The sequence below is a fragment of the Candidatus Binataceae bacterium genome (genome assembly GCA_035294265.1).
Classification (GTDB): domain Bacteria; phylum Desulfobacterota; class Binatia; order Binatales; family Binataceae; genus DATGLK01.
Window position 1 is genome coordinate 29,540 of record DATGLK010000069.1, and the last position, 14,594, is coordinate 44,133.

14 protein-coding genes are annotated in these 14,594 nt (G+C 62.5%); 8 read left to right on the plus strand and 6 right to left on the minus strand.

Translation table 11 applies throughout. The annotated features are described in order from the left end of the window. Position 1: 1 nt before the first annotated feature. From VKV28_11750 to rapZ, 7 genes are all read left to right on the plus strand, one after another. Positions 2 to 1,666, plus strand: coding sequence for a CTP synthase (locus tag VKV28_11750; GenBank protein HLH77471.1), 1,665 nt, complete (start codon positions 2 to 4; stop codon positions 1,664 to 1,666). Beyond that, positions 1,663 to 2,496 carry a 3-deoxy-8-phosphooctulonate synthase gene (gene kdsA / locus VKV28_11755; GenBank protein ID HLH77472.1) on the plus strand — a complete coding sequence of 278 codons (834 nt, stop codon included), beginning with the start codon at positions 1,663 to 1,665 and terminating at the stop codon, positions 2,494 to 2,496. The genes VKV28_11750 and kdsA overlap by 4 nt, the downstream gene beginning before the upstream one ends. 57 nt (positions 2,497 to 2,553) lie before the next feature. Continuing rightward, on the plus strand, positions 2,554 to 3,153 hold the full coding sequence (gene lptC / locus VKV28_11760; protein HLH77473.1) for an LPS export ABC transporter periplasmic protein LptC: 600 nt from the start codon (positions 2,554 to 2,556) through the stop codon (positions 3,151 to 3,153). Between the two features lie 76 nt (positions 3,154 to 3,229). Beyond that, positions 3,230 to 3,820, plus strand: a complete 591-nt coding sequence (locus tag VKV28_11765; GenBank protein ID HLH77474.1) for an LptA/OstA family protein — start codon at positions 3,230 to 3,232, stop codon at positions 3,818 to 3,820. 23 nt (positions 3,821 to 3,843) lie between these two features. Beyond that, positions 3,844 to 5,370 carry an RNA polymerase factor sigma-54 gene (rpoN, locus tag VKV28_11770; protein HLH77475.1) on the plus strand — a complete coding sequence of 509 codons (1,527 nt, stop codon included), beginning with the start codon at positions 3,844 to 3,846 and terminating at the stop codon, positions 5,368 to 5,370. A 183-nt stretch (positions 5,371 to 5,553) separates the two neighbouring features. Then, on the plus strand, positions 5,554 to 6,015 hold the full coding sequence (locus VKV28_11775) for a PTS sugar transporter subunit IIA (protein ID HLH77476.1): 462 nt from the start codon (positions 5,554 to 5,556) through the stop codon (positions 6,013 to 6,015). 159 nt (positions 6,016 to 6,174) lie between these two features. Continuing rightward, the gene (gene rapZ, locus VKV28_11780) at positions 6,175 to 7,053 is read left to right on the plus strand and encodes an RNase adapter RapZ (protein HLH77477.1); all 879 of its coding nucleotides are present in this window, start codon (positions 6,175 to 6,177) and stop codon (positions 7,051 to 7,053) included. Positions 7,054 to 7,083: 30 nt separating this feature from the next. On the opposite strand, the gene VKV28_11785 is transcribed toward rapZ, so the two are convergent. After that, complete coding sequence (locus VKV28_11785) at positions 7,084 to 7,758, minus strand: class I SAM-dependent methyltransferase (GenBank protein ID HLH77478.1); 675 nt, start codon at positions 7,756 to 7,758, stop codon at positions 7,084 to 7,086. A 66-nt stretch (positions 7,759 to 7,824) separates the two neighbouring features. Between VKV28_11785 and VKV28_11790 the strand changes: the two genes are divergently transcribed. Further along, positions 7,825 to 9,204 carry a glycosyltransferase gene (locus tag VKV28_11790; GenBank protein ID HLH77479.1) on the plus strand — a complete coding sequence of 460 codons (1,380 nt, stop codon included), beginning with the start codon at positions 7,825 to 7,827 and terminating at the stop codon, positions 9,202 to 9,204. Here VKV28_11790 and VKV28_11795 read toward each other — a convergent pair. From VKV28_11795 to VKV28_11815, 5 genes are all read right to left on the minus strand, one after another. Continuing rightward, complete coding sequence (locus tag VKV28_11795; GenBank protein HLH77480.1) at positions 9,132 to 9,914, minus strand: FkbM family methyltransferase; 783 nt, start codon at positions 9,912 to 9,914, stop codon at positions 9,132 to 9,134. The two genes, VKV28_11790 and VKV28_11795, sit on opposite strands and share 73 nt — an antisense overlap. Then, positions 9,911 to 11,161: a glycosyltransferase family 9 protein gene (locus VKV28_11800; protein ID HLH77481.1), complete on the minus strand. Its 1,251-nt coding sequence runs from the start codon at positions 11,159 to 11,161 to the stop codon at positions 9,911 to 9,913. The genes VKV28_11795 and VKV28_11800 overlap by 4 nt, the downstream gene beginning before the upstream one ends. After that, a complete protein-coding gene (locus VKV28_11805) occupies positions 11,158 to 12,108 on the minus strand; it encodes a hypothetical protein (protein HLH77482.1) in 951 nt (316 codons plus the stop codon). The genes VKV28_11800 and VKV28_11805 overlap by 4 nt, the downstream gene beginning before the upstream one ends. A 101-nt stretch (positions 12,109 to 12,209) precedes the next feature. Continuing rightward, positions 12,210 to 13,691: a bifunctional heptose 7-phosphate kinase/heptose 1-phosphate adenyltransferase gene (locus VKV28_11810; protein HLH77483.1), complete on the minus strand. Its 1,482-nt coding sequence runs from the start codon at positions 13,689 to 13,691 to the stop codon at positions 12,210 to 12,212. A gap of 82 nt (positions 13,692 to 13,773) precedes the next feature. After that, positions 13,774 to 14,594, minus strand: an 821-nt coding sequence (locus tag VKV28_11815; GenBank protein HLH77484.1) for a hypothetical protein, incomplete at its 5' end; no start/stop codon positions are given.

A 14,594-nucleotide genomic window follows, 5' to 3' on the forward strand; every position in this document is an offset into this window, starting at 1 on the left:
GATGGCGGAAAAGCGCAGCACGACCAAATTTATCTTTGTCACCGGTGGAGTGGTCTCCTCCCTGGGCAAAGGGCTGGCGGCGGCCTCGTTGGGAGCGCTGTTGGAAGCGCGCGGATTGAAGGTAAGCTTCCTCAAGATGGACCCTTACATCAACGTCGATCCAGGCACCATGAGCCCGCTTCAGCACGGCGAGGTCTATGTTACCGATGACGGCGCCGAGACCGACCTGGACTTGGGCCACTACGAGCGCTTCGTGCAGACCGGAATGAGCCGGCGCAACAACTGCACCACCGGTCAGATTTACGACACCGTGATCCAAAAGGAACGCCGGGGCGATTACCTGGGCGCCACGGTTCAGGTCATTCCTCACATCACCGACGAGATCAAGCGACGGATCGACGAGGCCGCGGTCGGCGTCGATATCCTGATCGTCGAGATAGGCGGCACGGTGGGCGATATCGAGAGTTTGCCCTTCCTGGAAGCGATTCGGCAGTTTCGCTGGGATCGCGGTCGTGAAAATGCGCTGTACATCCATCTGACCCTGGTCCCCTTTATTCCCGCCGCAGGCGAACTCAAAACCAAACCCACCCAGCACAGCGTCAAGGAGCTGACTGGAATGGGAATTCAACCCGACATCCTGCTCTGTCGCAGCGACCGCGCGCTGGAGAAGAAGGTCAAGGCCAAGATCGCGCACTTTTGCAACGTCGAGGACGAGTGCGTGATCGCGGCGCGCGACGTGGAAACCATCTATGAAGTGCCGCTGGCCTTCCGCGAGGAGGGACTGGATCAGCGCGTCGTAGACAAGCTCAATATCTGGACCGGAGCACCCAATCTGGGGCGCTGGCGGCGGATCGTCAAGGTGGCGCAAAATCCCAAGCTGGCAGTCAATATCGCGGTGGTGGGTAAATACGTCAACTTGGTCGATTCCTACAAGAGCCTGCACGAGGCGATCGCCCATGGCGGGATTAGCAACGACGCACGGGTCAAGATAGACTACATCGATGCCGAGGAATTGGAGCAGGGCGATCCGGTCGCGCTTTTGCGCAATGCCGACGGGCTGATCATTCCCGGCGGTTTCGGCGAGCGTGGGATCGAAGGCAAAATCGCCGCGGTGCGCTGCGCGCGCGAAAACGCACTTCCGATTTTGGGCATCTGCCTGGGCCTGCAGGTGATGGTGATCGAGTTCGCGCGCAACGTGCTGGGGCTGCGCCGCGCTAACTCACGCGAGTTTGACCCCAACGCTCCCGAGCCGGTGATCGATTTGATGGAGGCGCAGCAGAACTTGACCCAAAAGGGCGGCTCGATGCGGTTGGGAAGCTATCCCTGCGCCCTGCGGGCCAACTCGCTGGCGGCCCGCCTCTACCGCCGCAGCCAGATCTCCGAACGCCATCGCCATCGTTACGAGGTCAACAATCGCTACCGCGAGGCCTTGGAGAAGGCCGGCTTGGCCGCCACCGGAACCGCGCCCGACGGCAGCTTGGTCGAGATTATGGAGCTTACCGGACATCCCTGGTTTTTGGGCTGCCAGTTCCATCCCGAGTTGCGCTCGCGCCCGCTGGATTGCCATCCCTTGTTCCGCGGCCTGGTGCGAGCCGCGATTGAGCGACGCGCACAGAAGTCCGAACCTCCCAAGGTGCGCCAGTTGCGGCCGGTGGCGGCATCGTGAGTATCACCCCGGTAAAGGCCGGAAGTGTGCTGTTCGGCGGTGAGCGCTTGGCGATCATCGCCGGTCCCTGCGTGATCGAGAGCGCTCAAGCCTGCCTGCGTCACGCCCACAAGCTTAAAGAAATTGCCCGTCAGGCCGATTTGGAGCTGGTCTTCAAGTCTTCTTTCGACAAGGCCAATCGCACCAGCCACGGCTCCTTTCGGGGACCGGGCCTGGAGGAGGGGCTGCGAATCCTGGCCGCGGTCAAGCGTGAGACCGGACTACCGGTGCTGACCGACGTGCATGAGCCCTGGCAAGTGCAAGCGGCGGCGGCGGTGGCCGATATCCTGCAGGTTCCGGCGCTGCTGTCACGTCAGACCGACCTGGTGCAGGCGGTTGGGCGCAGCGGTTGCGCGGTCAACCTCAAGAAAGGACAATTCTCTGCGCCCTGGGACATGCGAGCGGCGGTGGCCAAGGTCGAAGCCACCGGCAATCGGCGCATCATCCTGACCGAGCGCGGGGCCAGCTTCGGTTACAACAATTTGGTCAGTGATTTCCGCTCCCTGGTGGTGATGAGGGAGCTGGGTTACCCGGTGGTGTTCGACGCCACTCATTCGGTGCAGTTGCCCGGCGCGGGCGGAGACCGCTCCGAAGGCCAACGCCAGTTTATCGCGCCGCTGGCGCGAGCTGCGGTGGCGGCCGGGGTGGACGGGGTATTCATGGAAGTGCACGAGGAGCCCGAGCGCGCGCTCAGCGACGGGCCCAATTCGCTCGCCTTGGCCGAGTTGCCGGGCCTGCTGGCGCAACTGCGCGAGTTGGACCGGGTAGTCCGCGCGCACTGCTTGCCCTGAGTCAGCCGCGCGGGCCCAGTTTACCGGGGCTTGAGCGGCCTGATAGCTTTGTTACCAATGAGCCCGCGCTCCATTGCCAAGGCCTTGGCTGGGATCGGAATCGGCGCACTGCTGGTGATAGTCATCAGCGCGGTGTGGGTAGTGGGCAAGCGCGACCGCCAACAACGATTGTTGGCGCGCGCGGTTAAATTGGTACCCGGAACTCTGTTGGACGCCCACAATTTCCACTGGACGCAGATGAAAGGCGATCACGAGCTGTGGCAGTTGCAGGCCAAAGAAGCGGCCTATAGCAATGACCGCGCCTCAGCCCGCCTCAGCGGGGCCGAGCTAAGCATGAAATTAGATGATGGCAAGGACATGTCGGCACATGCCCAACGCGTATTGCTCAAGCTGCAAGGCAATCACGTGCTGCAAGCCGACTTCTCCGGCGGACTGGTGCTCAATTACAAAGGGATGGTGATTACTACCGACAAGGCCACTTTCTTTCCCGATCGCGACGATCTGCAAGCCGCCGGGCCGGTTACCATCGACGGTCCCCAATTCAGTGTTCGCGGAGTGGGTCTGGACGCGCATCCCCGCGCACAGACGTTTACCTTGAAGGCGCAGACCGATACCCAGGTCACGATCAAACAAAATGGCGCAGCGCAGCCCTCGTAGCCCACAGACGAAAGCCCCTCGGGGGATTGCAAGCATACGTGGAAGGAGCTGGCTGCTCGCCTGCGTAATCGCAGGCGTGTTGTGGACGCCCGCGATCATTCCGGCCGCCCAGGGCTCGCCGGCCTCGGCCAAGACGAACGCGGTTGCGAAAAGTGCCGTGGGTGCTGTCTCCAAGCCGGCCCGCGGGGCCGATGCGGCGTCGATGGTGGCCACCCAGCAGGCGGCAACCGCGCCGTTCAGCCCTTTTCGCTTTACCGCCGGTAACGGCCCCGTCAGGATCAAGGCTGACACCCTGAGCGTCGATTATAAGGCCCGCTCGGTGCTCTTCAGCGGAAAGGTTCAGGCCACCCAAAGCGGCGCGACCTTGACCAGCCAGACCTTGCGCGTGTTCTATGCCGACAAATTTACCGGCATCGACCGCATCGTGGCCGAAGGCGACGTACGTGTGCGTCAAGGCGGACGCTGGGCCACCGGTGAGCGAGCCGTGCTGGACGAGATCCATCACACCTTGGAAATGACCGGACAACCGGTTTTGCACGACGGTCCCAACCAAGTGGCTGGCAACCGAATTATCGTATATCTTGATAGCCAGAAAAGCGTGGTCGAAGGAGCCAACGCGGTGATTTTTCCGCGCGCGGCCGACCAGCAACAAGTCAGTACCCCCTGAACTGAAGCGATTGATTTACCCAGATGGCCCTTGAGGTAAAGCTCGGACAAGATTTACGCCTGCGTCAGCAGCTGGTGATGACGCCGCAACTCCAGCAGGCTATCAAGATCCTGCAGTTGGCGGTGCCGGAGCTGGAGCTGGTGGTCCAACGTGAGCTGGAACAGAACCCAATGCTGGAGCTGGCCGAACCCGGCAGCAGCGAGAGCCCGGTGGAGAGCGGCGAGGCTGCGGTCCACGGCGACGGCGAACCACTGAATGAGCTTCCCTCCGAGGCGGAGGAGTCGAATTTGCCCGCGCCTGAGACGCCGACGGAGGCGCCCTCACACGACGCGGCGGTGGAGTTGCGCGAGCTTGGGGCGCTGGAGAAGCTGGACTGGAAGGAGTATGCCGAGAACTATTCCAATAACTGGCAGGAAGGTTCGCTAGGGGGTGGCGAAGACGAGGAACGGCGGCCAACGGTGGAGAACACGCTGACCCGCAAAACCTCGTTGGAAGACCACTTGATTTGGCAATTGCGGTTGGCCTCCTTCAGCCCCCAGGAAAAGCAGATCGCCGCCGCCATCGTGTATAACCTCAATGAGGACGGTTATCTGGAAACGCCGCTGAGTGAATTGGCCAGTTTACTGGAATGCGAGCCAGCTCGGATCGAAGCAGTGCTCAAGCGGGTTCAGCGGCTAGACCCGCCGGGAGTGGCGGCTCGCGACTTGAGCGAATGCCTTAATTTGCAACTGGCCAACCTGGGGATGGAGGACTCGCTCGCCGCCCGCCTGGTGCGCTCGCATCTGGATCTGCTCGAGCGCCATCGGTATGCCGAAATCGCTAAGGCGCTCAATGTGCCAGTGACCCTGGTATCCCAGGCTGCCAAGGTGATTTCGCTGCTGGAGCCCAAGCCGGGGCGCGATTATGGTGGCCAGGAAGCGGTCTATATCGTCCCCGACGTAATCATCCACAAGATCGATGACGAATACGCGGTCTCGCTCAATGAGGAGGCGGTGCCACGGCTGCGCCTGTCGAGTTACTACCGGCGGGTGCTGCAGGATGGCGAGGCCAGCGCCGAGACCAAGGGCTATTTGCAGGAGCGGCTACGTTCGGCACAGTGGCTGGTCAAGTCGATTTATCAGCGCCAGCAGACGATCTACAAGGTCGCCTGCTCGATCGTGAAATTTCAGCGCGATTTTTTCGATCACGGCATCAGCCATCTGCGCCATCTGGTGCTCAAGGACGTCGCCGACGACATCGGGATGCATGAGTCCACCATCAGCCGGGCCACCGCCAACAAATACGCGCACACGCCCCAGGGAACTTTCGAGCTGAAGTTTTTTTTCACCTCGGGGGTCAAGGGGGCCAGCGGCGAGGACGTCAGCGCGGAGACGGTCAAAGACAAGATTCGGCAGATGGTGAGCCTGGAAAACCGGCGCGACCCGCTCTCGGACCAGGCCATTGCGGAAAGTTTGCGCCAGTCGGAGATCAATATCGCCCGCCGCACGGTGGCCAAATATCGTCAAGCCCTGGGCATTTTGCCGTCGGCACGGCGCAAGCAAGTCGATTAGAGGAAACCGCGCGAGGTAGCGGCACAACCACCAGGACGCCGAGCGATCGGGACCAGGGCGCCCCTTGCCTCATGGCCGCACCCTAAGCCAATGTATGAAGAACCGAAGGGCCTTGGGCTGCGAGCGCAGCGACGCCGAGCGTCGCGGCCGCGGTCGACGCAGGTCTGAACGGCAACTCAAGCGATGAAGATAACTGAAATTCTTTCTGCTGAAATGATCGTTCCCGAACTGCGCGGCACCACCAAAAACGAAGTCCTGGCCGAATTGTCCGCCTGCCTATGCACCGCCCATAAAGAAGTAACTCCAGCGCAGGTAACAGCGGTTTTGAGCGAGCGCGAAAATCTGGGCTCAACCGCCATTGGCGATGGCATTGCTATCCCTCACGGCAAGCTTAAGGGACTGAACCAAATCCTCGGGGTGTTTGGCCGCAGCCGCCAGGGCGTTGATTTCAATTCGCTGGATGGGCAACCCTCGCACCTGTTTTTTCTGTTAGTCGCGCCCGAGGACTCTGCCAGCTTGCATCTGAAGGCTCTGGCACGGGTGTCGCGCCTACTGCGCGATCCGAGTTTCCGCAGCCGTCTGATGGAAGCCGGGAAGCGCGAGGAATTGTTCGACCTCATCTGCGAGGAGGACAGCAAGTACTAGGTTGCGTTAAGGATCGCACTAGATCGGAGGCCCGGCCACCGCGCCAGTCACCCGCACTCTACCACTGCAATGTCCCTCCCGCGGAGCTTGACCAGGTGAACTGCGGCATCTCACCGCTGCCCTTCGCGCCCGAGTGACCGTAGCGGCTTTGCGTAAGCCATGGCGCAGGAGAAATATCCCAGGGTCCTGATCGTAACCGGGGTCGCCGGCTCGGGCCGCTTTACCGCGCTGCGGATGCTGGAGGATCTGGGGTTTTACTGCATCGATAATCTACCCGTGGTGCTGATGCCCTATGCGTTGGAGCTGGCCTTGCAATCCGGTCTGCCCCATCTCAAGGGGGTAGCGCTGGGGATTGACGCTCGGGAGCGATTGTTTTTCCCGCAATGGCCGCGGGTCTTCGCCGAGCAGGAACAGCGCGGCTATCGCCTGGAGGTGCTGTTTCTGGACGCCGCCGACGAAGTTTTGCTGCGTCGCTATTCAGAATCGCGCCGCCCTCATCCCTTGGCGGCGGGAGAAGTCAATCCGGCCCAGGGCATCCGGCGCGAGCGGACCGCCTTGGCCGAGTTACGCGAGCGGGCCACCCGAGTGATCGACACCAGCACGATTAGCGTGCACGAGCTGCGTGAGCTGATCGCGGGTCTGGCCGTGGATGCACCGCCGGGGTCGCGGATGGCGACTGAGCTGGTCTCCTTTGGCTTCAAGTATGGCATGCCCATCGGTCTGGACATCGTGCAGGATGTTCGTTTTATCCCCAATCCCTATTTCCGTGACGATCTGCGTGCGCTCAATGGACTGAACGAGCGGGTGAGCGCCTTCGTGCTGGCACAGCCTGCCGCCCAGACTTTTCTCACCCAATTCGAGGGGTTGTTGCGCAACCTCCTACCGCTCTACGAGCGCGAAGGGCGCAGCTACCTGGCAATCGGAGTAGGTTGTACCGGCGGGCGCCATCGCTCGCCGGCGCTGGTGGCCGAACTGGCGCACAAGCTAGGCGAATGGGGCTACAAGCCCAGCGTTCGCCATCAGCATATAGCCTTGTAAAACACCCATAATACGCCCGTGTGAATTTCCTTAGCGGCGCTGGGCCAAAACGAAATTCGCCATCCCTAAAAGATCCCATAATCCGCGCCCATAGAGCTGGCGGTGCAGCGGGTAGTAGCCAAGATTGAAGAGAATCACCGGCGGCGCCATCAGCATAACTCGCCGCCAATCACGGCGACGCCCCCAGCGTTCGATGCGGTATCCCCCGGCGGCCAGCCGATCGATAATCGCGCGGATATCGTAGACCCGCACATGGGTGGGATCGTCGTAAAAGTTCAGCACGCCATGGGCAGACGGAAGATTGTAGCTGCGATAGGAGGGGGTCTCCAAGTAAAACCAGCCCTCGGGCTTGAGTTTGTCCATCAGCCGTTCAATCACGGCCAGACCGTCGTGCAGATGCTCGACAACATGGCTCATGACGACGGCGTCGTAATAGACCGCGGGAATTTCCGCCAAATCGGATCGATCCAGGTCAGTAGCGAAAAACCGATCCATCGCGGCGCTCGCACAATTCGGTTGGCGATCCAAGCCGTGATATTCGGCAACATTAAGCCAGCGCCGGGTCAACCCACATGACTGGGTCCCACAGCCAACGTCAAGCAGCGCCAGTGGCCGTCGCCCGCAGCAACGGGCCAACATCCGCAAACCGAACGGACTCAGCCGGCGGCGTAACAGATTGCCCGTCGGAATTATCAGCTTTGACAATTCGGCTACTTGCCTTGGCGGTCAAGAGGTCGCTTAATCGACCAATCCATCGAACCTTCTTGAGCAATGGCAGCTCAAAGCCCCAGCATCACGGCGCGCGAAAGGCACCGCCCCCGCCTGGTCCTGATCGCCTCGCGCGATCTGTTCGAGCCCGGGATCCCCACGGTCTGCGCCCTGATGACCCGCGCGACCTGGCTGTGCCGCTTCTATCAGGTACATCTGGTCTCGCTGAATACGACCAAGGCCGCGCCCGCTTGCGCGCCGGTGCCCTTCGCCAGTCTGACCCTGGTTCCGCCCGCCACGCTTTTGCGCATGGTCGTTAATTGCGCACGCGCGCGGCTCGCGGGACAACCGATGCAGGAATGCTTTCATGGCAATCGCGTGGCGAGAGAGCGGGTCGGCCAACTGCTGGACTGGCTGATGCCCGACGTGATCATGCTTGATACCTTTCGCGCGCTTGCCTTTTTGCCCGCACGTTGGCGTGGGCGCGGCGCGCAGATTCTGGATCTTCACGACCTCCTCTCGGAGCGCTATCGTCGATTTTTAGAATCCCGGACCAGCGCCAATTTTTACGGCAAGGCGCTGGAATCGCATTGGGCGCCGTGGAGCGCTGTCGCCAACTGGCTCGCGCGCCCAATCCTGAGCCATGAGGCACGCGCACTAGCGCGGCGCGAAGCCATCGCGCCCTCGCAGTTTCGCGCGGTCACCCTGTGCTCGCCTCAGGAAGCCGAGGCGTTGCGCCGGCGCACCGGCGCCAGCAACATCCGGGCGATCCGACAGATGCTGGCCGAACTGGATTTGGAACAACCCGTGGCCCCACCCGATTTCGCCGCACACAGCGCTTACTTCGTGGGGATTCATCGCTATCCGCCCAATCTTGCGGCGTTGCGCCTGCTGCTCGACGAGATCCTGCCCGAAATCGCGCGGCACCATCCTGATTTTGTGCTGCATGTCGTGGGCAACGGCCTACCCCCCGAACTGGCGCATGCGCACGCGCGCAATCCCAACCTCCGCTTCGAGGGTTTTGTCGCCGATTTGAAACAGCATCTGCGCGCGATCCCGCTTTTGATCGCTCCCTTCGTCTCGGGCAGCGGAATCAAGACCAAAGTGGTTGAAGCGATGGCATGGGGCAAGGCGGTGGTGTCCAACGAAATTGGCTTCGAAGGACTGGAGCCGCGGCCCGATCACGAAGCCTTTCTGGCCGGTGACAGCGCGTCTTTCGCCAGCGCCACGCTGCGCGCGCTGGCCCATCCCAAGCGCACCGCGGCGATCGCCGCGCGCGGCTGCGCCATGGTGCGCGAAATGTACAACTGCGAGCGGCTGCTTGCGCAATGGCACGACCTGATCGAAACTGCGCGCCTGCCGCCGTCCACTCAACCCTCGCCGCAAGCTGCCTCGCCTTCGTCTCGACCCGGCTGGGGCAGAAACACGAACATGTTGGCATAGCCGCGGCCGAGCACACGCTGTTCGAGCGCGGGATCGAACAGCTCCAGCGCGCGCAATGCACCGCCCGCGCCCAGCAGAAAACCGCGGTACCCGCTGCGGGCGAGAAAGGCGAAGCGCGTTGCAATGGGTTCGCGCGCGTGGCGCTGCTCGATTTCAACCAGCAACACCGGCCGCGCTTGCGCCATCAGCAGGCGCGCGCCGCGCATAACTTCCAGCTCGTGCCCTTCAACATCGCACTTGATGAAAGTCGGGCGCCCCAGGCCGTTCAGCAAACTGTCCAGTCGCTGGCAGCGGACTTCGAGGGCGGCGCTAAGACTGTGGCGATGGATATCCTCCAGCGAGCCCAACGCATCGCGCAGCCGGCCGTTGGACTGCGCGGGAACGCGCATGGTCGCCCAGCCCTCGCGCGAGGACAAGGCCACGGAATGCAGCACCACGCGTGAATCGCGCGCAAAATTGGCGCGCAGCGCGGCCAGATTTTGCGGCAAGGGCTCGAAGGCATGTACGCAGCCGGTACGACCCACCAAAGCGGCCAGATAGCCGGTGAAGAGGCCACGACGAGCCCCGATATCGATCACCGTATCGCCCTTACGCACATACTTTCGCATCACCGCCATCTCGGCCGCGCGACCCAGTCGATACTTGAGCAGGCGCAGCTTCAGGGCCAGGGTCGGAACGCGATCATCAAGCACGGCGAGCAATGCATTCATGGGTCGAGCACCGAGCGGCGGGCGCTGATCGCGCGCAAGTCGGGGACATGGGCAAATTTTCCCCGCCATGGCGGGCCGCCACCTGACGCATCGGGCGCCGGCGAGCGCAGCTTGCGTAGCGCCGCGCCAATTACTTCTGCAACGCCAATCTCGGTCAGGCAGCGCTGATGGGCACAGCTGGTGCGATTGCAGGAATGGCACTCCACCCAGCGTTTGAGCACGGTATGCGCCGAACCCCACGGATGCCAGGTACCGTGCAGATCGGCGAAATGGAACACGGCCACGCAAGGCGTGCCCACTGCTGCGGCCAGATGCTGCAGGCCGGAGTCGTTGCAAATCAGCAAGCTCATATGCTTGAGCGCGGCTGCACTTTCCAGCAACGAGCACCGCCCGGCAAGGTTGAGCGCGCCCGCACCGATAGCCTCCGCTACCGCCCGCCCCAACTCGGCTTCTTCCGCACTCCCCAGCACGACCACTCCGTAGCCGACCTTGGACAATTCGCGTCCCACCGCCGCAAAGCGCGCCGCCGGCCAGCGTTTGAGCGCGACCAAGGCGCCGGGTGCGAGCGCCACCAGCGGCAGACCCTCCAAACCCGCTTGCTCCAGCCAACCACAAACGGCGCGGTGATGTTGCGAACGCACCGGCAGGGGAAAGCGAGGCGTGCCAATTCCGACCCCAGCGTGGGCCAGCACCGCGAGCAGGCGCTGGGACTGATTGGGAAAATTCAAGAACTCCGATTGCGCGGCCATTGCCCAGCGAATTTTCGCCAGCCCAAAGCCACCAGCCCACCGCGGCCGCGCCAGCCGCGCCAGCGCGATCGCCAACAATACTTGACGCAAGGTGTAATGATGACGCGGGAGATGAAACCACAAGTCGAACCGACGCCGGCGCAGCGCCACAATCATACCAATCAGCGTTCGGGCATTTTGGGTAACGTCGGGCGGATAGACCATGAATTCATCGATCCAACCCGCCCCCTCCAAAAGCCGCCAGCTTTCGGCCTTACGCGTGCGCTCGGGCCAAGTCAGCAGGCACAGGCGGGCGCCGGGATAAGCCTTGCGGATAGCGTCGAGGGCAGGCAAGCCTACTACGAAGTCGCCCACTCCGGCGGGGTAACAGACACAGATGGTGTTGACGGAGGCGGGGTGACGACGGGGCCACAGCGATCGGGCCAAAAGCCAAAGCCCGCCATTGGCCAGCAGGTATAGTAGCCGGATGCAGGCGGCGATTTGTCGCCGCGGTTTCATGCCAATGAGTGGCCGTTGGCGCTTAGAGAAAGCTCTTGGCGCAGGAGAGCGCGCGTTAGCAAAATGGCGGCGGCAGTCAACAGAGCAAGCAGTCCAGCCGCCACCGTATCGACACCGCGACGTGGACGAACAGGGGAATCCGGCGCGACTGGAGCCTCCAGCACCCGGAAGGCGAAATTAGCTTCGGCCTGAGCCAACTCCTGGCGCTGGATCTGGGCCGCTATCAACTCCTCAATCTGATTGAGCAATAAGGGGTCCACCGCGCCGGTGGCATCGCCCTGCAACACCGTGACCGCGGTACGTGCCTCGTCGGCCTGCTCGCGGCTCAACTTCATCCGCAAATCGTCGATGTAATAGCCTAGGATGCGCTCGGCGTCGGCCACGCTGAGGTCGTCGTAAGTGATGGTCAGGTTGCGGGTCTTGAGTGAATAGTCGCAGCTTAACCGCCGGCTCATCAGCTTGTATAGCCGGTACTGGTCATGCCAGCTCAAGCTCGACGGTCGGCCATTTTTTGCCCCATTCCCACCGGCGAGCAGATGGCCGGTCAGATGATGTTTATGGATCAATGCGCTGGTGAACTCATAGCTTTGCAAGATGGCGATGTATTCTTCGGCGTCGGCGGAATTGTCCGAACTGCCACGACCCTCCAAACCCATCAGGGCGGTCAATTGCGCCGAGGCCTGGCTGCCCAGCGCCGCGCGATCCAGCGGCCGCAGCACCGCGGTGGCCCGATACTGCCGGGCAATCGCGAAGGAAGTGACAAACCAACTCACCAGCATCGCCAACCCTGCCGTCAGGCTTAGCGCGCGCCAATGGCGCGCGAGGTAGATCAGATGGGGGCGTAGGTCAAGCGTTACTTCGTTTAGCGGGGTCGCCAAGCTCGGCGCAGGGGCAGCGCTCAGATGCGCGGGTTGGGCGCGCGCGGTCTCCTTAACATGTTGGCTCATGAACGTTAGGTCAGAAATCAGCGATTTGAGAAAAAATCGCGCGGCGCACTAGCGCCGCATCGGCCAGAGGAAAAGAAGGCTAAAAACTTGCGGTCTGACGGTCAGCCCGTGGCGCGGCTCAGTCGCGCCACCGTGTTGCTGGTGGCGCGGCCATCCAACAGCGGCGCCAGCACCACGCGGCCGCCGTAGCTTTCGACAAACTGAGCACCGTCGAGAACTTGGCCGCGGTAATCTTCCCCCTTGACCAGCACATCGGGGCGCACCAGGCGAATGATGCCCTCGGCCCGCGGATGATCGAACAAAATGACGTAGTCAACGGCGGCGAGTGCCGCCAACAGGCGCGCCCGATCCAGTTCAGGATAAACCGGCCGGCCGGGTCCTTTGAGCTGCGCCACACTGCTGTCGCCATTGAGCCCCACGACCAGCAGGTCGCCCTGCGCGCGGGCGAATTCCAGCAATTCGACGTGCCCAGCGTGAAGCAGATCAAAGCAGCCGTTGGTAAAGCAGATGCGCTGGCCAGAGCGTCGATGCTGCTCCAGGCGCGGCGCCAGCTCCTCGAAGCCCACGATCTTGTGGACCGAGGTCTGGTGGTTGAAGTGCAGGGCCCGTTCGATATCCGCACGCGATATGATTGTCGCGCCTTGGCGCGACACCTGCACCCCGGCCGCCACGTTGGCAATCCGGGCGGCGTTAAGAGCGCCGCCACCGCCGACCATCAGCAGGCCAAACACCGTCAGCACCACGTCGCCCGCCCCCACCACGTCGTAGACCTCGCGCGGCTGAGTGGTGATATGGCCACCTTCACCGGTGCGCGTGCCGATATACATGCCATCGCGATCCAAGGTGATAAGGCAGCAGTCCAGCTCCAACTGCTCGATCAAGCGTGCCGCTGCTTGCGGCCATGCCGCAGGTCTGGATAAGTCCAGTCCGGTAGCACGCTGCGCCTCGAAGCGATTGGGAGTAAGCGCAGTGGCCCCACGATAGATGGAAAGGTCGTCACTCAGCCGAGGATCAACGATCACCGGCTTGCCCGCACGCCGGCCGCCGTCAATCAGAGCGCGCAGCAGCGCGGGGGTCAGCAGTCCCTTGTTGAGATCCGACACCAGCGCGCCGTCCATGGCGGCGATCTCGGCCTGGAGTAGTTCCAACAGGCGCGCCTCAATCGCCGGTTCAATGGGACGAACGTCTTCGCTGTCCACTCGAAGTAGTTGCTGCGTGGCGCGCTGAGCCGACATTACCCACCCCAGCATTCGCTCCTTAACGATGGTGGGTCGGCGCCGATCCTGCAGCACCGAGCGGGTGTCAACGCCTAAGTCCTGGAGGGTTTCGACAATCAGACTGCCATTAAGATCTTCACCGGTCAGACTGAGCAGCGCGGGCTTGGCGCCCAACGAAACCAAGTTGGCGCACACAAAGGCGGCGTTACCAGGCCGCTCCTCGCGCCGCTCCACGCGCAGGACGGGAATGGGGGCTTCGGGCGAGATCCGTTCGACGCTGCCCCACAGGTAGCGATCCAGCACGCTTTCGCCCACGACCAGCAGACGCAGCGGCTGGACCGCGGGCAGGGCAATCCCGCTGCTCATAGCGCTATACACCGCGCTGCGGCGACCATTGCTCTACAATGAGCGACCTTAAAAGCACGCGCAAGGGCGTTTGTGCCGCATCTCATCGGCCCAGTTCCGTCGCCACGGCTGCGGCCAATAGAGGAAACATAATCTCGTGATGGCCGGTAAGCGCGATCGCGCGCCCGTCACCGGCGGTGGGACGCTGCAGGACGTTGACCCGGGGCCGATACTGACGAATGAAGTCCAGGTCGGCGCTGGTCAGGCGCTCCACTCGCCGGCCCAGATTACGGGCCAGATTGAGCGCTTTGACAAACACCTCGGGCAGAATCACCGCTGAACCCAGGTTGAGCACCACGCCGCGCGAAAGCGTGGCGACCACCTCGGTCAGGCGATGGAAATCCGTAAGGGTGGCTTGTCCGATGGCACCACCGTCAGCCTTGGGATGCATATGGATGATGTCGGTACCCAAAGCCACGTGGACGGTTACCGGCGCGCCCGCTTCATAGGCCGCAGCCAATACGCTGAGAGCACGGAATTTCAGTTTGGCTGCGACAATTTCGCGACCAGCCACTTCGCCCAAACCGCGTCCTTCTGCTGCCGCCTTCTGCGCCACCGAACTGAGAAAGGCGCCGGTCTCCTCCGCCATTCCGAAACTGCCATCGGCTAACCCCGCACCGACATCCTCTGAAGTACGCCCAGCCCAGGCCAACTCGAAATCGTGAACCATGCCGGCCCCGTTGAGCGCCAAGGCACTGAGCACGCCGTCACGCAGCCATTGCACGATGAGTGGGCTGAGCCCGGTTTTGAGCGCGTGCGCACCGCTCATCAGCAACACGGTACGGGCGGCTCGATGGGTCTGGGCGATAATGCGCGCCAGTTCTCGTAATTCGCGCGCGGCCAAAATCGCCGGCAGCGAATCCA